This window comes from Streptomyces sp. NPDC004667, assembly GCF_040609475.1.
Taxonomy (GTDB): Bacteria; Actinomycetota; Actinomycetes; order Streptomycetales; family Streptomycetaceae; genus Streptomyces.
On sequence record NZ_JBEXKC010000010.1, the window covers coordinates 23,190 to 41,721 of the forward strand.

At 74.8% G+C, this 18,532-nt stretch carries 20 protein-coding genes; 11 read left to right on the forward strand and 9 right to left on the reverse strand.

Annotation, left to right across the window (positions count from 1 at the left end; all coding sequences use genetic code 11):
* Nucleotides 1-27: 27 nt before the first annotated feature.
* The 3 genes from thpR (at nucleotide 28) to ABZW32_RS07920 (ending at nucleotide 2,730) form a co-directional block, all read left to right on the forward strand.
* Nucleotides 28-582, forward strand: coding sequence for an RNA 2',3'-cyclic phosphodiesterase (gene thpR / locus ABZW32_RS07910; protein ID WP_356212737.1), 555 nt, complete (start codon nucleotides 28-30; stop codon nucleotides 580-582).
* Nucleotides 583-1,322: 740 nt separating this feature from the next.
* Entirely contained in the window at nucleotides 1,323-2,171 is an 849-nt protein-coding gene (gene ddaH, locus ABZW32_RS07915; protein WP_356212740.1) for a dimethylargininase, read from the forward strand.
* 34 nt (nucleotides 2,172-2,205) lie between these two features.
* Nucleotides 2,206-2,730, forward strand: coding sequence for a YbaK/EbsC family protein (locus ABZW32_RS07920; protein ID WP_356212742.1), 525 nt, complete (start codon nucleotides 2,206-2,208; stop codon nucleotides 2,728-2,730).
* Between the two features lie 6 nt (nucleotides 2,731-2,736).
* Here ABZW32_RS07920 and ABZW32_RS07925 read toward each other — a convergent pair whose 3' ends face one another.
* The 3 genes from ABZW32_RS07925 to ABZW32_RS07935 all read right to left on the reverse strand — a co-directional run bounded on the left by ABZW32_RS07925 (nucleotide 2,737) and on the right by ABZW32_RS07935 (nucleotide 5,631).
* Complete coding sequence (locus ABZW32_RS07925; protein WP_356212745.1) at nucleotides 2,737-3,708, reverse strand: MmcQ/YjbR family DNA-binding protein; 972 nt, start codon at nucleotides 3,706-3,708, stop codon at nucleotides 2,737-2,739.
* A 181-nt stretch (nucleotides 3,709-3,889) separates the two neighbouring features.
* Entirely contained in the window at nucleotides 3,890-4,879 is a 990-nt protein-coding gene (locus tag ABZW32_RS07930; protein ID WP_356212748.1) for an aldo/keto reductase, read from the reverse strand.
* Nucleotides 4,880-4,938: 59 nt separating this feature from the next.
* Nucleotides 4,939-5,631: a GDSL-type esterase/lipase family protein gene (locus ABZW32_RS07935; protein ID WP_356213013.1), complete on the reverse strand. Its 693-nt coding sequence runs from the start codon at nucleotides 5,629-5,631 to the stop codon at nucleotides 4,939-4,941.
* A gap of 76 nt (nucleotides 5,632-5,707) precedes the next feature.
* Here ABZW32_RS07935 and ABZW32_RS07940 point away from each other — a divergent pair, with 76 nt between their 5' ends.
* On the forward strand, nucleotides 5,708-6,766 hold the full coding sequence (locus ABZW32_RS07940) for a WD40 repeat domain-containing protein (protein ID WP_356212751.1): 1,059 nt from the start codon (nucleotides 5,708-5,710) through the stop codon (nucleotides 6,764-6,766).
* A 111-nt stretch (nucleotides 6,767-6,877) separates the two neighbouring features.
* Complete coding sequence (locus tag ABZW32_RS07945) at nucleotides 6,878-7,846, forward strand: helix-turn-helix domain-containing protein (protein WP_356212754.1); 969 nt, start codon at nucleotides 6,878-6,880, stop codon at nucleotides 7,844-7,846.
* A 253-nt stretch (nucleotides 7,847-8,099) separates the two neighbouring features.
* On the opposite strand, the gene ABZW32_RS07950 is transcribed toward ABZW32_RS07945, so the two are convergent.
* Nucleotides 8,100-9,614, reverse strand: a complete 1,515-nt coding sequence (locus ABZW32_RS07950; protein ID WP_356212757.1) for an SPFH domain-containing protein — start codon at nucleotides 9,612-9,614, stop codon at nucleotides 8,100-8,102.
* 186 nt (nucleotides 9,615-9,800) lie between these two features.
* Between ABZW32_RS07950 and ABZW32_RS07955 the strand changes: the two genes are divergently transcribed.
* Nucleotides 9,801-10,328, forward strand: coding sequence for a MepB family protein (locus tag ABZW32_RS07955; protein ID WP_356212759.1), 528 nt, complete (start codon nucleotides 9,801-9,803; stop codon nucleotides 10,326-10,328).
* Here ABZW32_RS07955 and ABZW32_RS07960 read toward each other — a convergent pair.
* Nucleotides 10,313-10,540: a hypothetical protein gene (locus tag ABZW32_RS07960; protein ID WP_030239242.1), complete on the reverse strand. Its 228-nt coding sequence runs from the start codon at nucleotides 10,538-10,540 to the stop codon at nucleotides 10,313-10,315. The genes ABZW32_RS07955 and ABZW32_RS07960 overlap by 16 nt on opposite strands.
* 51 nt (nucleotides 10,541-10,591) lie before the next feature.
* Nucleotides 10,592-11,509: a DUF3027 domain-containing protein gene (locus ABZW32_RS07965; RefSeq protein ID WP_356212762.1), complete on the reverse strand. Its 918-nt coding sequence runs from the start codon at nucleotides 11,507-11,509 to the stop codon at nucleotides 10,592-10,594.
* A gap of 333 nt (nucleotides 11,510-11,842) precedes the next feature.
* Between ABZW32_RS07965 and ABZW32_RS07970 the strand changes: the two genes are divergently transcribed.
* The 4 genes from ABZW32_RS07970 to ABZW32_RS07985 all read left to right on the forward strand — a co-directional run bounded on the left by ABZW32_RS07970 (nucleotide 11,843) and on the right by ABZW32_RS07985 (nucleotide 15,697).
* Complete coding sequence (locus tag ABZW32_RS07970; protein WP_356212764.1) at nucleotides 11,843-13,207, forward strand: MFS transporter; 1,365 nt, start codon at nucleotides 11,843-11,845, stop codon at nucleotides 13,205-13,207.
* 424 nt (nucleotides 13,208-13,631) lie between these two features.
* The gene (locus ABZW32_RS07975; RefSeq protein WP_356212766.1) at nucleotides 13,632-14,120 is read left to right on the forward strand and encodes a DUF2771 domain-containing protein; all 489 of its coding nucleotides are present in this window, start codon (nucleotides 13,632-13,634) and stop codon (nucleotides 14,118-14,120) included.
* Nucleotides 14,121-14,133: 13 nt separating this feature from the next.
* The gene (locus ABZW32_RS07980) at nucleotides 14,134-14,859 is read left to right on the forward strand and encodes a futalosine hydrolase (protein ID WP_356212769.1); all 726 of its coding nucleotides are present in this window, start codon (nucleotides 14,134-14,136) and stop codon (nucleotides 14,857-14,859) included.
* Nucleotides 14,846-15,697, forward strand: coding sequence for a 1,4-dihydroxy-6-naphthoate synthase (locus ABZW32_RS07985; protein ID WP_356212772.1), 852 nt, complete (start codon nucleotides 14,846-14,848; stop codon nucleotides 15,695-15,697). Before ABZW32_RS07980 ends, ABZW32_RS07985 begins: the two co-directional genes overlap by 14 nt.
* Nucleotides 15,698-15,777: 80 nt before the next feature.
* Here ABZW32_RS07985 and ABZW32_RS07990 read toward each other — a convergent pair whose 3' ends face one another.
* The gene (locus ABZW32_RS07990) at nucleotides 15,778-16,161 is read right to left on the reverse strand and encodes a cold-shock protein (protein ID WP_356212774.1); all 384 of its coding nucleotides are present in this window, start codon (nucleotides 16,159-16,161) and stop codon (nucleotides 15,778-15,780) included.
* Nucleotides 16,162-16,338: 177 nt separating this feature from the next.
* Between ABZW32_RS07990 and ABZW32_RS07995 the strand changes: the two genes are divergently transcribed.
* Nucleotides 16,339-16,593 carry a hypothetical protein gene (locus ABZW32_RS07995; protein WP_356212777.1) on the forward strand — a complete coding sequence of 85 codons (255 nt, stop codon included), beginning with the start codon at nucleotides 16,339-16,341 and terminating at the stop codon, nucleotides 16,591-16,593.
* Nucleotides 16,594-16,608: 15 nt separating this feature from the next.
* On the opposite strand, the gene ABZW32_RS08000 is transcribed toward ABZW32_RS07995, so the two are convergent.
* Together ABZW32_RS08000 and ABZW32_RS08005 are read right to left on the reverse strand one after the other, a co-directional pair.
* On the reverse strand, nucleotides 16,609-17,268 hold the full coding sequence (locus ABZW32_RS08000) for an HAD family hydrolase (protein WP_356212780.1): 660 nt from the start codon (nucleotides 17,266-17,268) through the stop codon (nucleotides 16,609-16,611).
* Nucleotides 17,269-17,513: 245 nt separating this feature from the next.
* Nucleotides 17,514-18,500 (reverse strand): hypothetical protein, encoded by a 987-nt coding sequence (locus tag ABZW32_RS08005; protein ID WP_356212783.1) that lies wholly within the window; start codon nucleotides 18,498-18,500, stop codon nucleotides 17,514-17,516.
* Nucleotides 18,501-18,532 lie beyond the last annotated feature (32 nt).

The window sequence follows — 18,532 nt, forward strand, 5'->3', positions numbered from 1 at the left end:
CCGGGTGAGCGGGGATATCGTCGGGGCATGAGGCTGTTCGCCGCCGTGTTGCCGTCCGACGGGGCCGTCGAGGAGCTGCGGGCCGCGCTCGCCGGGGTGCCCCGCGGGGACGGGCTGCGGTGGACCGCCGAGGCGGGCTGGCACTTCACGCTCGCCTTCCTGGGCGAGGTCCCCGACCGCCTCCTCCCCGACCTGCACGCCCGCCTGGCCCGCGCGGCCACCCGTACCGAGCCCTTCGCACTGCGCCTGCACGGCGCGGGCCACTTCGGCGACCACGCCCTGTGGGCCGGAGCCGCCGGCGGCCTCGACACCCTGCGGCTGCTCGCCGAGCGGGCCGACGCCGCCGCCCGGCGGGCCGGGATCCCGATGGAACAGCACCGCCGCTACACCCCCCACCTCACCCTCGCCCGCAGCCGGGGCGCCGCCGACCTGCGGCCGTTCCTCGACGCGCTGGCGGGCTTCGAGGGCACGCCCTGGCGGGTCGACACCCTCAGCCTGGTCCGCAGCAACCTCCCCACCAGCGGTGTCCCCGGCGAGCAGCCCCGGTACGAGGTCGTCGAGGCCTGGCCCCTGACGGGCTGAGCCGACCCACGGCTCCCGCGGCCCGACCCCAACCCCCCGTCCACTCCCCCCGGGGGCGGGCAGCGCCCACCTCTGACGGGCCGCACGACCCCCGGCACCCGGCAGCCCCGGGCCGGGGCTGGGGCCGGCCCGAAGTGCCGACGGCAGCGGGCACAGGCTCAGGGCCACCCGCCCCGGAACCCGCCCGGCAATGGACCTCCGGCCGGGCGGTCCTCTCCCCGGTACGGGCCCCAGCACGCCCCGCGGGGGCCGGGGGCCGAGGCCAGCGGTCAGAGGCCGGGGGCGGGGCCCGGCCCCGAAGTCCCAACGGCAGCGGGCACAGGCTCAGGGCCACCCGCCCCGAAGGGGTCGGGCAGCCCGCCCGGCAGTGGCCCTCCGGCCGGGCGGCCCTGCCCCCTGTGCCAGGCCCCAGCACGCCCCACAGGGGCCGGCGCTCCCGGGCCCTGGTCCCCGAGCCGGGGCCGGGGACCACGGGGCCGGAGCCGGAGCCCGGGACCCCCCGCCCCCACCCGCCGCCGCCGGCAAAGGGCAGCGTTTCGGGACGGTTCATGTCGTGGTGGCCCGGACTTCGGGGTCCGGGATCCGTATTCCGGTGAAAAAGGAGCAGCAGAGGCGATCCCGGCATGCTCACACCCCGTACCCGCCCGCCTCCGCCCGCTGACGCACCGTGCCCCGATGACGGCCGCCCACCCCATCCCGTGGGCGGCCCGGCCCCTCCAGTCACCCTTGAAGGAGTCCCCGTGCCGTTCACCGAGCCCACCGCCACCCTCCCGGTCCCCTCCCGCGTCGCCACCCGGCGGAGGCTGCTGATGTGCCGTCCCCAGCACTACGACGTCACGTACTCGATCAACCCCTGGATGCACCCGGAGCACCGCACCGACACCGCCCTCGCCCTGCGCCAGTGGGAGCGGCTGCGCGACCTGTACCTCGACCTCGGCCACCTCGTGGAGGAGATCGACCCGGTCGACGGCCTCCCCGACATGGTGTTCGCCGCCAACGGCGCCACCGTGGTCGACGGCAAGGTCTACGGGGCCCGCTTCCGGCACGCGCAGCGCACCGCGGAGGGTCCGGCGTACCTCGACTGGTTCGAGCGCCGGGGCTACCGCGACGTGCTGTGGCCCGAGTTCATCAACGAGGGCGAGGGCGACATCCTCACCGTCGGCCGCCGGCTGCTGGCCGGCACCGGCTTCCGCACCGATCCGCGCTCGCACGCCGAGGCCCAGGAGTTCTTCGGCCTGCCGGTGACGAGCCTGACCCTCGTCGACCCGGAGTTCTACCACCTGGACACGGCGCTGGCCGTGCTCTCCGACGACGAGGTCATGTACTACCCGGCCGCCTTCTCCGAGGGCAGCCGGTCCGTGCTCCGCACGATGTTCCCCCGGGCGATCCTCGCCACCGCCGAGGACGCCGCGGTCTTCGGGCTGAACGCCTTCTCCGACGGCCGCCACGTGCTGCTGCCGGAGGCGGCGACCGGTCTGCGGACCCAGCTCAGCGAGCGCGGCTTCGAGCCGATCGGGGTCGACCTCTCCGAGCTCCTCAAGGCGGGCGGCAGCGTCAAGTGCTGCACCCTGGAGCTGCGCGACCGCTGAGTCACCGCCAACGAAGTTTCCGGAAAGGACCGTTGTGACCTCTGCGACCGCGATCGCGGACAGCTACACCCGCCTGCTCGACCTCCTGGGCGACGGAGGGGCCGACTACCGGCTGCTCCACCACGCCCCGGAGGGCCAGACCGAACTCGCCAGCCTCATCCGCGGCCACCGCCTCGAAGAGGCCGCCAAGTGCCTGGTCATCAGAGTCGCGCTGGGACGCAAACGACGCCGCTACGTCATCGCCGTCGTGCCGGGCCACCGGCGCGTCGACCTGGAGGCGGTACGGGCGGCGTACGGGGGCACCAACGCCTCCTTCGCCGTGCGGGCGGTCGCCGAGGAGCTGACGGGCTGCGCCAGCGGTTCGATCATGCCGGTGAGCTTCGACCCGTCGGTGGAGGTGGTGGTCGATCCGGAGCTGCTGGAGCAGGAGGAGATCTGGTTCAACGCGGGCCGGCTCGACGTGTCGGTGGCGCTGCGCACGTCGAGCTACGTCGCGCTGGCCCGGCCCCGGCCGGCCCGGATCACCGAGGAGCCCGCGCTGGTCCCCGCCGGCGGCTGAGCCCGCTCAGCCACCGCCGCCGTGGCTGAGGGTGACGTAGAGGTACTCGTCGAGGACCTTGGCCAGCGGGAGTCCGGGCCGGCCCAGCCGGGCGGTCAGCGCGTCCTCGTCCAGGCCGCTCTCGGCGAGCGCGGCCCGCGCCCAGGCCCGGCCGGTGCGCAGGTGCCGCTCGAAGGCGGCGGCGTCCCGCGCGCCGTGCATGCGGGTCGCGATCGCCGCGTCCCAGGGCATCACGGTGCGCGGCCGCAGCGCGAACAGGGCCTTGGCGGCGGCGGTCGGCCCGAGGGTGCGGCGGCCGAGCGGGAGCGCGGCCAGCTCCCCGTACGCGGCCGCGAGCCGGGTGACGTCCCGGTCGGCCAGGGCCGCGAGCGGGGCCCCGGGCAGGCTGTGCCGGCCCCACCAGTCGGCGAGGCCGGTCCCCAGCGGATCGGGCTCGCCGTCCCGCGGGTAGCGGATGCGGCAGCCCCAGGCGTTGAGCCAGCGGTGCAGGGCGGTGCGGTGCGCGGCCCGGGACAGGTCGAGGCCGGGCGCGGTGTCCGCGGTCAGCGCCAGCCAGCTGCGGTCGACGCCGGGGAAGGCCCCGAACACCGCGGCGGCCTCCCTCAGCCCGTCGAGGCCGGGCGCGGGCGGCAGCCCGTCCTCCAGGTGCGCGCGGGCCACCTTCGCCGGTACGCACATCCGCCAGGCGTCGGTGACCAGCTCGGCCAGCTCCCCGGGGTCCAGGGCGGACATCCGGGCGTGCACCCAGTTGTAGCGCAGGTCACCGGCGCCGGGCAGGGAGAACTTCGCCGGCTCGGACGCGACCAGCGCGGCCCGCTCCTCCTTGGGGAAGGCGAACCCGAGCTCGCTCTCGTCCCGGGAGAGGGCGAGGTAGACGATCCGCCCGATCCGGAACTTCACCCGGTCGCGGACGAGGTGTTCCTCGGTGCGCGGCAGCGCGAGCGCGAGCCGCCGTACGTCTTCCACGGTCACCACCATGGCGAAAGTCTCGCAGCCCCCGGCGCCGGGGGCGGGTGCGGTCGCGTTAGTCTCGACGGGTGGACCCGAAGACCAGAAACCGTGTCATGGCCGGTGTGCTCGTGCTGATGTTCGTCGTCGTCGCCGTGGCGGCCGCCGTCGGACAGTAGGACCCGACCGGCGGCCGCCCCCGGCCGACCCGCTACCAGGCGAAGGCCTCCGGCGTGGCCCCCGGCCCGGGGAAGATCTCGTCCAGGGAGGCAAGGAGCTCCCCGGAGAGCTCCAGCTCCACCGCCCGCAGCGCCGAGGCGAGCTGCTCGTCGGTACGGGGACCGACGATCGGTCCGGTGACGCCGGGCCGGGTCAGCAGCCAGGCCAGGGCCACTTCGCCGGGCTCCAGGCCGTGCTTGTCGAGCAGGTCCTCGTACGCCTGCACCTGCGCCCGTACCGAGCTGTTCGCCAGCGCGTCCGCCGACCGGCCGGAGGCGCTGCGCCCGGACCCGGCCGACTTGCGGATCGCGCCGCCCAGCAGGCCCCCGTGCAGCGGGGACCAGGGGATGACGCCGAGCCCGTACGCCTCGGCGGCCGGGATGACCTCCATCTCGGCGCGGCGCTCCGCGAGGTTGTAGAGGCACTGCTCGCTGACCAGTCCGAGCCGCCCGGTGCGGGCGGCGGTCTCGTTGGCCTGGGCGATCTTCCAGCCGGGGAAGTTGGAGGAGCCCGCGTAGAGGATCTTGCCCTGCTGGACGAGGACCTCGATGGCCTGCCAGATCTCCTCGAAGGGGGTCTGCCGGTCGACGTGGTGGAACTGGTAGACGTCGATGTGGTCGGTCCGCAGCCGCCTGAGGCTGTCGTCGACGGCGCGGCGGATGTTCAGGGCCGAGAGCCGGTCGTAGTTGGGCCACGCCGCGCCCTCGGGGGCCATCGAGCCGTAGACCTTGGTGGCGAGCACCGTCTTGTCGCGACGGCCGCCGCCCTGGGCGAACCAGGTGCCGATGATCTCCTCGGTGCGGCCCTTGTTCTCACCCCAGCCGTACACGTTGGCGGTGTCGAGGAAATTGATGCCGGCGTCGAGGGCCGCGTCCATCAGGGCGTGGCTTTCGGCCTCACCCGTCTGGGGGCCGAAGTTCATGGTGCCGAGGACGAGTCGGCTGACCTTGAGTCCGGTGCGTCCGAGCTGCGTGTACTTCATGGGCCCCAAGCCAACTGCTTCGAGTCCACTCCAGGCAAGACCCCACCGGTGTCGGCGTGTTACGGCTCGCGGGCGGGGCGGTAGGGACCGCCGACGCCCCAGGCCTGGTGCAGGACGGCCGCGAACTCGCCCGCCAGGCGGTGTTCTCCGGAGGCGTTGGGGTGGGTGCCGTCGTAGGTGTCGTGGGCGATCTCGTACGCCTGCGGGCGCGCGGCCAGCAGGACCGGCGAGGCGTCGGTGGTGAGGTCGGCGACCGCCTTGGCGAGCAGTTCGTTGAACCGGGTGACCTCCTCCGCGAAGGGCGGGTCCTCCTGGGCGCGGACGTTCGGGATGACGGGCAGGAACACCATGCGGATCCCGGGACGCGCCCGGCGCGCCGCGTCGACGAAGAGGCGCACGTTGGCGGCGGTCTGCTCGGCCTTGGTGTAGAAGCCGAGGTCGATCAGGCCGAGGGAGACGAGCAGGACGTCGGCGCGGCCCTCTGCGGCGGCGGGGCCGACGAGGGGTGCCATGTGCTGCCAGCCCTCGCCCCAGCCGGCGAGGTGGCGGCGGGCGTCGTCGGGGAAGCCGGGGGCGGCGTACGCGTGGCTGGTGCCCGCGCCGGTGTCGGCGTCGTAGAGCGCGGTGCGCGGGCCGACGATCTCGAAGGGGCCGTCCAGGGTGGCGGTCAGGTGCTGCCACATCCGGTAGCGCCAGGTGTAGTCGCCGGCGCGTCCGATGGTCATGGAGTCGCCGACGAACATGAAACGCATCCGGTCATCATCGCGGATCACGCGACAGGTACTCCTGTGATGCCGGACACGCCGGGCGGGCTGGCAGGCTGGGGGGATGCGCCTGTTGCCCGTGCGGACCGCCGTCCCCGCAGCCCTCGCCCCCGCCGCCCTGGTGGCCGCCGTCCTGCTGGCGGGTCCCGCCGCCGGTCCCGCCGCGGCCGACGACCGGCCCGGCGCGTCCGGGTTCACCATCACCGATCCGCGGATCACGGAGTCGAGCGGGCTGGCGGCCAGCCGGATCCACCCGGGCGTCTACTGGACGCACAACGACAGCGACGACGGCCCGTACGTGTACGCGGTGGACTCGGCGACGGGCCGGACCGTGGCCCGGGTGACGATGAGCGGCATCGGGACCCCCCGTGACGTCGAGGCCATCTCGCTCGGCCCCGACGGGCAGTTGTACGTCGGGGACATCGGGGACAACCGGGACGGCACCTGGGACCACGTGTGGATCTACCGCTTCCCGGAGCCGAAGGAGCTGCGCGACACCACCGTCAAGGCCGAGCAGTTCACGGTGACGTACGCCGACGGGCCGCGCAACGCGGAGGCCCTGATGGTGCATCCGGTGACGGGCCGGGCGTACATCGCGAGCAAGAACGAGCAGCGGGGCGGCCTGTACGAGGGCCCGGAGCGGCTGTCGGCGGACGGGCCCAACGTCTTCCGGCGGATCGCGGACGTGCCGTGGGTGACGGACGGGGCGTTCTCGCCGGACGGCGGGCACCTGACGCTGCGCGGCTACTTCACGGCCCGCACCTACCCGTGGAAGGACGGCCGGCCCGAGGGCGGGGGCGAGCGGGTGGACGCGCCCTGGCAGGGGCAGGCGGAGTCGGTGACGTACACCCCGGACGGGAAGACGCTGATGTTCGGGGCGGAGGGCGCGAACAGCAGGGTGGTGGCCGTTGCGGTGGCCCCGCCCGGGCCTGCCGCCGGGGGCGGTCCCTCCGCCTCCGGTCCGGCCCCCTCCGGTGCGGCGGGCGGCGGGAACGGGAACCGGGCGGACGGCGGGCCGGCCGGCGAGGGCGGCGGCTACGGCAGGGGCGTGCTCGTGCTGGCGGCCGCCACGGCCCTGGTCATCGGGGGAAAGCGGCTGTTCAGGCGGCGGTCCGACAGCTGAACGCGCGGGGAACCGGCGGGAGTCGGGCCGCGTCCCTGCCCACAGAACGGGACTGGTCATGTTCATGGCCGCCGTGGCGTGGTGGGAGGGGTACCGGAAATGAGAGCGGCGATGTCCTCGGCCGCCGTGGCACCGCGGGACAGGTTCGACTGGTTCACGGACGTCGTGGCGCGCTCCCTCGCGCCGACCGCGATCCGCTGCGAGGACCCCGGCGGTTTCCGCGCCGACGCCGCCGTGCTGGACCTGGGGCCCGTCCAGGTCTCCAGCTTCGACTACGCCCCGCTGCGCTCGCGCCGCACCCCGGGCCACATCCGCCGGGGCGACCCCGAGCAGTACCAGCTGGCCCTGGTCACCGGCGGCCCCATGTGGATCACCCAGCACCGGGCCGACTCGGGGCCGGTCTGCGGCGACCTGGTGCTGTGGGACACCTCCCACCCCTACGAGGCGGGCGCCCCCGGCGAGGACGACGCCCTCGTGCGCGCCGTCGTCCTGCAGATCCCCCGCACCGCGCTGCCGCTGCGCCCCGACCGGGTGGACCGGCTGCTCGCCCAGCGGATACCGGCCGGCCGGGGCACGGGCGCGGTCCTGGCCCAGTTCCTCGGCTCGGTCGACGCCCACGCGCAAGGCTGCGGGGAACGGGAGCTGGCCCACCTGGGCACCGCCGCCCTGGGGCTCGCGGCGGCCTGCCTCGCCGAACGCCTCGACGTCTACGACGACCTCCCCGCCGAGGCCCGCGAGGAGGTGCTGCTGCGGCAGATCGACGCCTTCATCGAGCACAACCTGGGCGACCCGGAGCTCACCCCCGGGATGGTCGCCGCCCGCCACCACATCTCGCTGCGCCGCCTGCACCTGCTGTTCCAGGGGCGGCCGGAGGGGGTCGCCGCCTCCATCCGACGCCGCCGGCTGGCGGGCTGCCGCGCCGACCTGCTGCGGCCCGCGCTGGCCGGGCGGCCCGTCCACGCGATCGCCGCCCGCTGGGGTTTCACCAGCGCGGCCGTCTTCAGCCGGGCGTTCCGCCAGGCCTACGGCACCAGCCCGTCGGACTGCCGCCGCACGGCCCGGGCCGCCCGACTGCGCTAGCCGCTGCGCTGCCGCTGCCGCTGCCAAAGGAGAGCCGGGGGGCCGTGGCGGGCCCCGCGGCCCCCACTGCGGGCCGCCCGGCTCCCCCCGGTAGGGGTGTTGCGCGCAAGGTCAACGATCCTTGCGCGCAGCGCACGGGCCGGTGGCCGGTGGCGGTCTAAGCTCGATTTCCGGCCACCGCCGGGGCAACCCGGCAGGGCCGCCCGCCGGGCCCCACGGGCCCCGGGCATCGCGGCCCGGGGCCGGGCCGGGCTCAGGCCCGGTCGTCGATCGGGATCTGCTGGTGCGGGCCCTTGCCGTTCACGGGGGTGACGGCAGGGGCTTGCGGGGCTTCCGGCGACGGCTGGGCCATCGAGGCCAGCATCTGCCGGGCCATGCCCAGACCCGCGCCGCCCATCGTGAGGGCCTTCGCGAACATCTCGGACATCCCCTCGGCGCCGTTGAGCAGCACCATGTGCTCGACGTTCCCGAACGCTCCCGCGCCCGCCTCGACGATCGCCGGCCAGTTCTCGGCGAGCTGCTGCGCGACCACCGCCTCCTGGTTCTCCGCCAGCGCGGCGGCCCGCGCCTTGATCGCCTCGGCCTCGGCGAGACCCTTCGCCTTGGCCGCCTCCGCCGCCGCCAGACCGTTGGCCCGCGCCGACTCGGCCGCCGCCAGGCCCTTGGCCTGGGTGGCCGCCGCCTCCGCCTCACCGCTCGCCCGCATCGCCGTCGCCGCCGCGAGCCCGCGCGCCTCGGTGGCCTGGGCCTCCGCGGACGCGGCCGTCCGCACCCGGGTCGCCTCGGCGGCCGCCGCCAGCTCCGTCTCCTTCGCCTTGGCCTGCGCCGCCGAGATGCGCGCGTCGCGCTCCGCCTCGGCGAGGGTCCTCGTCTGGTACGCCGCCGCGTCCGCGGGCTTGCGCACGTCGGCCTGGAGCTGCTGCTCGCGCCGGTGCGCCTCCAGCTCCGCGACCCGGGTCTCCTGGACGACGACCTCCTGCTTGGCCGCGGCCTCCGACAGCGGGCCCGCCTGGCGGGCGGTGGCCGCGGCCTTGTCCCGCTCGGCCTGGTAGCCGGCCTGGAGGATCTCGCTGTCGCGGGTGGCCTCCGCCATCCGCGCGAAGGCCGTCTGCTCGGCCTCGGTCGCCAGCCGGTTCGCCTCGGCCTGCGCGATGCGCGCGTCCCGCTGCACGGCGGCCGCGTGCGGCATCGCCAGGTTCTTGATGTAGCCGGTCGGGTCCTCGATCTCGTGGATCTGGAGGGAGTCCACGATCAGGCCGAGCTTCTCCATCTCGGTCCCGCAGGCCGCCCGCGTCTGCCCGGTCAGCTTCTCCCGGTCGCGGATCATGTCCTCGACCGTCAGACCGCCGACGATGGACCGCAGATGGCCCGCGAAGACGATGTGCACCCGCTCGGGCATCATCTTCTGCTGGTCCAGGAAGCGGCGCGCGGCGTTGGCGATGGACACCATGTCGTCGCCGATCTTGAAGATCACGACGCCCTTCACCCGCAGCGGGATGCCCTGGTGGGTGACGCAGTCCACGTTCAGCTGGGTCTCGTTCAGATCCAGCGAGAGCTTGCGGACCGCCTGCACCCCGGGGAGCACCAGCGTTCCGCGCCCGGTGACGATCCGGAACCCCATGCCCTCGCCGATGCCCTCGGTCTTGTGCGTGGAGCCGGAGATGACGAGCGCCTCGTTCGGTTCGGCCACCCGCCACATGAGCTTGAACAGGCCGATCAAGGCAATGATTGCGGCGAGCACGATTCCCGCCACGACGCCGATAGCCATCGGCAACGCCCCCTTATCGCGGTGCCGTTCGACACCGACGAGGGCGAGTCTGCGCCCGGTGGGGCCTCCGGAGAAGTGGCGGGATCGTTCTTGTCGCCATCTTGATACGCACGGGCGGCGCGAACGGCACGGACGGCCCGGACGGCCCGGACCGGCCCTGTCGGCGCGGCATGACAGGGTGGACGGATGACCGCGCACCCTTCCTGGCCCCCCGCCGACCTGCTCGCGGCGCGTGAGCGCGTCTACGGTCCCTGCGGGTTCGACTGCTCCGAGCCGGTCCCCGAGGCCGAGAGCGCCGCTTACGACGCGTGCGCGTTCACCCTGGACGGCCTCGCCGTCCGCTTCCGGTCGGCCAGGACCACGCCCACCAAGGCGGGCCAGTTCGTCACCGTGTGGAAGAGGTCCCCGGACGGAGGACCCATCGCGCCGTTCGACGTGTCGGACCCGGTCGACCTCTTCGTCGTCAGCAGCCGGGACGGCGACGGCTTCGGCCAGTTCGTCCTGCCGCTCGGCGTGCTCCGCCGCCGGGGCGTCGTCTCGGTGGACGGCGCCGGGGGCAAGCGTGCCTTCCGGGTCTATCCGCCGTGGGTGACCACCACCAGCCGGCAGGCGGAGCGTACGCAGGCCTGGCAGCTGGAGCACTTCCTGTCGCTGGACGGCCCCGTCGACACCGCCCGCGCGCGGGAGCTGTACCGCGCTCAGCCGGCCGGATAGGCGGCCATCACGTACACCGTGCGCGGCGGCAGGTGCTCGACGACCGTCACGAGGGTTCCGACCGTCAGCAGGCCCTCGCCCGGGGCCGGATGGGCGAGGAAGTGCTCGGCCCCGCCCCGGATCCGCACGATGACCTCCCCTACCAGGCCCGGCCCGACGGTCCCCGTCACCCGGCCGGTCATTCCCACCATGTCAGCGTCCGTCTCCCCCATTCCCCGAGGGTACGCGGGGAACGGGTGCGGGGAACGGATCCGCGGGACGGGTCAGGAGTGGCCGAGGTCGGCGGACGGGAGGTCCGCCTCCGGGACCGAGCCGGTGTCGGCGGGCCGCAGCGGGAACTCGTCCGTCGCCATCGAGTCGAGCACCGGCGGCGCCGGCCGGAGCGGCTTCGGCATGACGGCGGCCTCCGAATGGCCCCCGCACCCGTAGGAGAGGGACACCAGCCGGCCGTCGGCCGGTCCGAACTCGTTCGCGCAGATCCCGAAGGCCTGGCCCAGCGAGCCGCCGATCGCGACGAGGAAGCCGCAGGAGACGCACGACGCGGGCGCCGCCTGCGCCATCGGGGTCTTCGCGCCGAAGGACTCGTCCCAGCGGTCGGCCGCGCTGTGCAGCCCGTACCGCGAGAGCACCCGCGCCCGCCGCATGCCCAGTTCCTCGGCGACGGCCGTGATGGAGCCGCGCGCGGGGACGACCACCCGGTCGGTGACGTCGGCGTCCTCGGCCTCGACCAGTTCGGCCATCTCGGTGGAGACCACCGCGTTCGGCGGCGGGGCGTCCTCACCCGAGTAGCCCGGCTCCAGCCGCAGGTCGTCCGCGTCCGTCGGGAGCAGGTCGCCGGGGCCCATGTCCCCCGGGCGCAGCCGCTCGCTCCACGGCACCCACTCGGGTGCCTGGAGGGCGTCCTCGCCGGGCAGCAGCACCGTTTCGTTGAGGGTGACGTTCTTCGCGCGGGAGGCGCGGGTCACGGTGACGGCCCAGCGCCAGCCGCGGTAGCCCGGTTCCTTGCACTCGAAGAAGTGCGTGACGACCCGGTCGCCCTCCGCGACGGCGGAGACGTGCTCGCCCACCACGCCGGGGAAGGCGGCCTCCTCGGCCGCCGCGCGGGCGAGTTCTACCGCCTCGACGCACAGGCGGTCAGGGGTACGCGGGGTACGGCTTCGCGTCGTCGTCGCAGCACTCACAGGTCTCGTTCTCTCCTACGCCGTCTCACGAGTGCGCCGTCCGTACTGTCGTCCACAACGACCCGTCGGTCTCGTCCGTACGTAGCGCGGGCGGAGCGGACCAGAGGGCCGCGTCGACGTCCGCGCCCGATCGGCCTCGGGCGCACCCCACTGCGATCCATTCTGCGGGATCGCGAAGAGGCGCGCGGCCAAGAGCAACCGCCGGTGGCGCGCTACGCACGCTACCTCCTCCGAAGCCTTCGGCCCACATGCGAGGTCCGATTCGCGGACATCCCGGTGGCCCGCGACGCGCCGGGGCGGCTCCGGGAGGGCCGAGTGGGGCACTATGGCCACGTGGCACCCGTACGGTCGTCCGTCGACGGCTCGGGACCGGCCAGACGGGCCGGCCGGGCCGTCGGGCGTGCCCTGCACCTCCCCATCACCGGTACGGCGCGCGGGATCCGGCGCGCCACGCACGCCCACGGGGCGGGTGAATCGGGCCTCGGCCGGCTGATCGAACTGCACGCCATCAACGGCGCCGGCGATGTGATGATCACCGTGGCGCTGGCCTCCACGGTGTTCTTCTCCGTTCCCACGGACGAGGCGCGCGGCCGGGTGGCCCTGTACCTGGCCATCACCATGGCCCCGTTCACCCTGCTGGCCCCCGTGATCGGGCCGCTGCTGGACCGGCTGCCGCACGGGCGGCGGGCGGCGATGGCGTGCGCGATGCTGGCGCGGGCCCTGCTGGCGGTGATGATGTCCGGCGCGGTGGCCACGGGCGGCCTGGAGCTGTACCCGGCGGCGCTGGGGGTGCTCGTCGCGTCGAAGGCGTACGGGGTCGTGCGCAGCGCCGTGGTGCCGCGGCTGCTGCCGCCGACGTTCTCACTCGTCAAGGCGAACTCCCGGGTCACGCTCGCCGGCCTGCTCGCGACGGGCGCCGCCGCGCCGGTGGCGGCCGGGCTGCACGCGATCGGGCCGCCGTGGCCGCTGTACGGGGCCTGCGCGATCTTCGTGTGGGGGACGTTCGCGGCGTTCCAGCTGCCGCACAAGGTGGACGAGGCGAAGGGGGAGCGGCGGGCGCGGCTGTCCACCCACGAGGCGCACTCGAAGCGTCCGGGGCTGCGGACGGTCAGCCGGCCGGTGCTGTGCGGGCTGCTGGCGAACGCGGCGATGCGCGCCCTGTCGGGGTTCTTGATCTTCTTCCTGGCGTTCCTGCTGCGCGAGCACCCCCTGGCGGGGCAGAGCGCGGCGGTGTCGCTCGGGATCGTCGGCGTGTCGGCGGGAGTGGGCAACGCGGCGGGGACGGCCGTGGGCTCCTGGCTGCGGGCCCGGGCCCCGGAGGCCATCATCGCGGCGGTGCTGTCGGTGACGCTCGCGGTGGCGGTGCTGGCGGCGGTGCTGTTCAGCGGGCTGCTCATGGCGGTGCTCGCCGGGACGGCCGGGTTCTGCCAGGCGCTGGCGAAGCTGTCGCTGGACGCGATGATCCAGCGGGACGTGCCGGAGGCGGTGCGGACGTCGGCGTTCGCCCGGTCGGAGACGGCGTTGCAGGTGGCGTGGGTGCTGGGCGGCGGGATCGGGATCGTGCTGCCGTTGAACGGGGTGCTGGGGATGGCGGTCGCCGCGACGATGGTGGCCGCGGGCACGGTCATGGCCCTCCGCGGCCTCCTGGCGACCCCGCGCACCCACCGCCCGGGCTCCGCCCGCCCCCGCGTGGCCTGACGGCCCCCTGCGGCCCGGTACCCCACCGGCGCGGGGCGGGCCCTGCCCGCCGTCCGGGGGCCGCAGTCCGGGGCCCGCCGTCCGAGGGCCGCCGTCCGGGGCCGGATCGCCGCTGCGCGGGCCTTCTCCCCGCCCCGCCCTTCCTCCGTTCCCGCCTCGAACGCCGGCGCGGCTCACCACCCGGCGCTCCGCGCCCGGGGCGGTGCCCGTGGGCCGGGCGCGGCCGGCTCGCGGGCGGCCGGGGCACGGGGCCCAGGCTCGGCCGGGTGCCGCCGGCAGGGTCCGGGGCGGCGCCCCATCAAGGCCGGGCCGGGGGCCGGGGCGCCGCCGCGCGGGTGGTCCCGTACCGCCCGGCCAGGGCCGTGGCGTGGCCGAAGACCCCCCGTGCGGCGGCGCGGGCCGGTGGCCCGATAGCCTTCGGCTCATGACCGCACCGCTTTTCCCGGGTAGGGCCCGCCGCAGCGTCGCGGCCCTCGGAGCCGTCTCTGCCGGCCTCCTCCTCCTGTCCGCCTGCGACAAGCCGACGCCGCTCGCGACGGTGACCGTCGGCAGCTCGTCGGTGTCCGCCGAGTCCGACTGCCGCGGCGACGGCAAGGAGCTCTCCATGGACAAGGTCCAGGAGTGCCTCACCGGCCTCAAGAACGCGAAGACCATCGAGTACGGCCGCGGCGACACGCTGCGCCTGGGCGTCGAGCCCGCCGTCGTCGAGGACGGCAAGAAGTGGCAGGCGGTCCTCGACGGACAGCCGATCACCGAGCCGTCCAGCAACACGTACCGCAGCTTCCAGGGCGCCGACGTCTTCGCGACCGGCGGCCAGGGCGAGGCCCCGGCCTCGAAGATGCTCGGTCTCGTCCAGGTCGGCGAAGACGGCAAGCCGCTCGCCGTCTGGTCCTTCAAGCTCAAGCTGAAGTAAGCCGGGCACCGTCGTGCGCGCGCTCGTCGTGACCGCGGTGGCCGCGGAGGCCGACTCCGTGGCCACCGGTCTGACCCCTCATCCGGACCCGGTCACCCCCGAGCCGCGCACGCTGCGCGGCGGGTACCTCATCACCCGCCGTGACCTGCCCGGCGGCGCCGTCGACGTGCTCGTCGGCGGTGTCGGCCCGGCCGCGGCCGCGGCCGCCACGGCCACCGCGCTCGCGCTGGCCGACTACTCGCTCGTCATCTCCGCCGGCATCGGCGGCGGGTTCGTGCCCGCCGCCCCGCTCGGCTCCCTCGTGGTCGCCGACGCGATCGTCGCCGCCGACCTGGGAGCCGGCACCCCCGACGGTTTCGTCCCCGTCGACGCGCTCGGCTTCGGCCGGAGCGTGCACCTGCCGCCCGCCGGGCTGGCCGCCCGGTGCGCCGAGGCCACCGGGGCGCTGCTCGCTCCCGTGCTGACCGTGTCCACCGTCACCGGCAGCGCCTCCCGCGCCGCCGAGCTGGCCGCCCGCCATCCGATGGCCGGGGCCGAGGCCATGGAGGGGTTCGGGGTGGCGGAGGCCGCCGCCGCGTACGGGCTGCCCGTACTGGAGGTCCGTGCCGTGTCCAACGCCGTCGGACCGCGCGACCGGGACGCCTGGCGGATCGGGGACGCGCTGGGCGCGCTCGCCGCCGGATTCCGGGCGCTGGGCCCCGTACTCGTCTCCTGGGGAGAACGCCATGAGCACCGCTGAGCCGATCGCGATCGCCTACTCGCCCTGCCCGAACGACACCTTCGTCTTCGACGCCTGGGCGCACGGCCGGGTCCCGGGCGCGCCCGCCCTCGACGTGACCTTCGCCGACATCGACGTCACCAACGGCATGGCCGAGCGCGGCGAGCTGGACGTGCTGAAGGTGTCCTACGCGGTGCTCCCGTGGGTGCTGGAGGAGTACGCGCTGCTGCCCTGCGGCGGCGCCCTGGGCCGGGGCTGCGGACCGCTGGTGCTGACGCGCGAGCCCGGCCTGGACCTGGGCGGGAAGACCGTCGCGGTGCCGAGCGAGCGCTCGACGGCGTACCTGCTGTTCCGGCTGTGGGCGGCGGACGTGCTGCCGTCGGGGGTCGGCGAGGTGGTCGTGCTGCCGTTCCACGAGATCATGCCGGCGGTGCGCGACGGGCGGGTGGACGCCGGGCTGGTCATCCACGAGGCCCGGTTCACCTACCAGGACTACGGGCTGCACTGCCTGGCCGACATGGGCGAGCACTGGGAGTCCACGACCGGTCTGCCGATCCCGCTCGGCGCGATCATCGCCAAGCGCTCCCTGGGCGCCGGGACGCTGCGCGCGCTGGCCGACTCGGCGCGGGAGTCGGTGCGGATGGCCTGGGAGGACCCGGAGGCGTCACGGCCGTACGTCCGCGCGCACGCGCAGGAGCTGGACCCGGCGGTCGCCGACCAGCACATCGGGCTGTACGTCAACGAGTTCACCGCCGACCTGGGCGAAGCCGGGTACGCGGCGGTCCGCGGGCTGCTGACCAGGGCCGCCGCCGAGGGGCTGGTTCCGGCCATCGGTCCGGACGCGCTGCGCTTCCCGTAGCCGAACGGCACGGCCGGCGCCGGACGCGCACGTGCCCCGCGGCTCCGGGGAGCGGCGGGGCACGCGCGGACGCGACGGGATCAGACGTCGAGCTGGTCGGCCACCGCGCGGAGCAGGCCGGCGATCTTCGTGCCGTGCACCTTGTCGGGGTAGCGACCGCGCTCCAGCATCGGGGTGATGTTCTCCAGCAGGGTCGTGAGGTCCTGCACGATCGAGGCGAGCTCGTCGGGCTTGCGGCGCTGGGCGGCCGCGACCGAGGGTGCCGGATCCAGGACCGTCACCGAAAGTGCCTGGTCACCGCGCTGTCCTGCGACGACTCCGAACTCGACGCGCTGCCCGGGCTTGAGGGCCTCGACCCCGTCGGGAAGCACCGACGAGTGGACGAAGACGTCGCCGCCGTCGTCGCGGGAGAGAAAGCCGAAGCCCTTCTCGCTGTTGAACCACTTGACCTTGCCGGTAGGCACGTCCGTCCTCTGTCCTTGTGCTCGTCGGGTCCGGTGGGCCGTGATGAGCGGCTCCGGATAGCAGTGCGGCGGGTCCTTCGACCCGCCCCCTCCAGGCTAGTGGTCCGGAAACGGGTGACAAGACGTTCCCCGGTCCTTCCCGCTCCACTGCTTCGGCCAGGGAACTACCCTGGTGGGGTGACTGTTACTCCTCATCCCGACGACGCGCGGCCCGGCGACGGGCTCGTCAAGGCCGGCGGCATCGTGTTCGCCCTCGGCGCCGTGGCGACCCTCGTGACGATGGCCCCGCTGTTCCTCGGCACCGATCCGTTCCCGTCGTACGCGTGGGCGGTGTGCATGCTCATGGGCGTCGGGTTCGCCATCTCCGCGGCGGGCGTGCTGCGTTCCGCCGCCGCGCAGCGCAAGGCGGCCCGGGAGTCCCAGGCCGCCTGACGGCGCGTACGGTGCTCAGACCTCGCGGGTGGCGACGTACTCGGCGAGCCACTGCGGCAGCGCGGTGAGGTCCGGCAGCACCACGTCGGCGCCGGCGGCGCGCAGTTCGTCCTCGGGACAGGGGCCCGTGGGAACCGCGACTGAGAGCGCTCCCGCGGTGCGGGCGCCGCGGACGTCGCCGACGTGGTCGCCCACGTAGATCTGGGCCCCGTGCTCGCGCAGGGCGCCGGCCTTGGCCTCGGCCCACAGCCAGCCGATGACGGCGTCGGGTTCGATGCCGAGGTGCTCCAGGTGGTGGATGGCGTTGGGGGTGTTCTTGGCCGTGACGACGATCGCGCGGCCGCCGAGGGCCTGGACGGCCTTGATCGCCTCGCGGGCGCCGGGCATGGCCGGGGTCGGCTCGATGGCGTGCGAGGGGTACATCTGCCGGTAGCGGTCCGTCATCTCCGGGATCTCCTCGGGCGTGAACCAGTACGCGAGTTCCTCCTCCAGGGGCGGACCGAGGCGGGTGATCGCCTGGTCCGCGTCGATGAACCTGCCGGTGGCGGCGGAAAGGGCCTGGTAGGCGGCCTTGATGCCGGGACGGGAGTCGATGAGGGTCATGTCGAGGTCGAACCCGACGGTCAGCTGCGGGGGGATCGTGGGCTCAGGGGGGGTGGAAGTCATGGTTCCCATTTTGCAGAGGCCCGGCAAAGTCGAGGGAAAGTACATCGACCCGCCTCCTGGCGCGCGCTGAAATTTAGCGAAATGTCAGCTCGCCCCCCTGGTGAATCCTCCAGGCAGTCTCCAACGACACTTAAATCGGCATGACCGGGCGGGACCACCCGGCCCGTCCGGAAGGCCCGACGGGACTGCCCGAACGGTCTCGAAGGGGCCACCCGGACTGCCCGGACGGACCGGAGGGGGTTCCCGCCCAGCGGCTAGCGGCGGCGGGAGCGCCAGGCGAGGTAGCCGGCCGTGGTGATGCCCGCCGTACGGGCCAGGGCGGGCCACAGGTCGCGGAAGGCCGCGCCCACCTGCTCGCGCGGCAGCTCCTCGCCCCAGTTGCCGGCGGCCCGGCCCCACACCCACAGCATCCCGGCCGTGAAGACGGCAGCGGGCAGCCCGAGGAGGACCCACTTGCGCTCGGCGGGGCCGAGGACCCGGGAGGCGTAGGCCAGCAGCACGCCGGCCCCGAGCAGGGGCCAGTACGCGCTGATCGTCCCGGCGAGCAGCAGCAGGGCCGCCAGCAGCAGGAAGACGTGGGGGCGCGGGCGGGCCGCCGGCGGGGCGGGGGCCTCCTGCGGTCCGGCCGCCGCCTTGCGCAGCTCGCGGCGCTCCCGCAGGAACCGTACGAACCGACGGCCCGCGGAGCCCTCCGGCGCGGGGGGCGTCCCGGGGGCCGGGGGCTCCTCCTCGGCCTCCTTCTCGGGCTTCCTGAAGAGGTCCGGGATCTCGATGCCGCCCGCGAAGCCCTCCACCTGCGGCCCCGCCCCCGACGCGCCCGGGGCGAAACTCCACCAGTCGGGCTCGACGCCGTCGGCGGGGCCGAGTTCGTCGAGTCCGGCGAGGTGGGGCGGGACGTTCCGCGGCTCCGGCGGCGGCGGGGCCGCCTGCCTGCGCCGCAGTCCGCCACCGCGCTGCACCGGGACCGCGGGGACCGACGGCGCCGCGGGGGCGGGTGCGGGCGCGGGACGGGTCGGTTCGCCCAGGGTGTCCAGGACCTCCTCCGGCGTGCCGATCCGCTCCAGGATCCGCCGCACGGCCGCCGGCGTCTCCGGTTCGTACTTGGCGCGCCGACGGTCGATCTCGTCCCGCAGCCCCGACACCAACCGCATCCGGTCGCCCGACGACAGCTGCCTGCGCTGCGCCAAGTCCCCGACCCGGCTCAGATATTCGTAGACCAGATGGTCGCTCTCGATCCCCACGCCCCGGCTCCTCACGTCCCGCCTGACAGGAA

What these genes read in the sequence shown, in the direction of transcription:
- ABZW32_RS08000 (WP_356212780.1), bottom strand. Translation starts at nt 17,268, where the DNA reads ATGGGAACCATGACTTCCACCCCCCCTGAGCCCACGATCCCCCCGCAG.
- ABZW32_RS07945 (WP_356212754.1), top strand. Translation starts at nt 6,878, where the DNA reads ATGTCCTCGGCCGCCGTGGCACCGCGGGACAGGTTCGACTGGTTCACG.
- ABZW32_RS07935 (WP_356213013.1), bottom strand. Translation starts at nt 5,631, where the DNA reads ATGCGTTTCATGTTCGTCGGCGACTCCATGACCATCGGACGCGCCGGC.
- ABZW32_RS07925 (WP_356212745.1), bottom strand. Translation starts at nt 3,708, where the DNA reads ATGGTGGTGACCGTGGAAGACGTACGGCGGCTCGCGCTCGCGCTGCCG.
- ABZW32_RS07975 (WP_356212766.1), top strand. Translation starts at nt 13,632, where the DNA reads ATGACCGCACCGCTTTTCCCGGGTAGGGCCCGCCGCAGCGTCGCGGCC.
- ABZW32_RS07955 (WP_356212759.1), top strand. Translation starts at nt 9,801, where the DNA reads ATGACCGCGCACCCTTCCTGGCCCCCCGCCGACCTGCTCGCGGCGCGT.
- ABZW32_RS07960 (WP_030239242.1), bottom strand. Translation starts at nt 10,540, where the DNA reads ATGGGGGAGACGGACGCTGACATGGTGGGAATGACCGGCCGGGTGACG.
- ABZW32_RS07930 (WP_356212748.1), bottom strand. Translation starts at nt 4,879, where the DNA reads ATGAAGTACACGCAGCTCGGACGCACCGGACTCAAGGTCAGCCGACTC.
- ABZW32_RS07985 (WP_356212772.1), top strand. Translation starts at nt 14,846, where the DNA reads ATGAGCACCGCTGAGCCGATCGCGATCGCCTACTCGCCCTGCCCGAAC.
- ABZW32_RS07950 (WP_356212757.1), bottom strand. Translation starts at nt 9,614, where the DNA reads ATGGCTATCGGCGTCGTGGCGGGAATCGTGCTCGCCGCAATCATTGCC.
- ABZW32_RS07940 (WP_356212751.1), top strand. Translation starts at nt 5,708, where the DNA reads ATGCGCCTGTTGCCCGTGCGGACCGCCGTCCCCGCAGCCCTCGCCCCC.
- thpR (WP_356212737.1), top strand. Translation starts at nt 28, where the DNA reads ATGAGGCTGTTCGCCGCCGTGTTGCCGTCCGACGGGGCCGTCGAGGAG.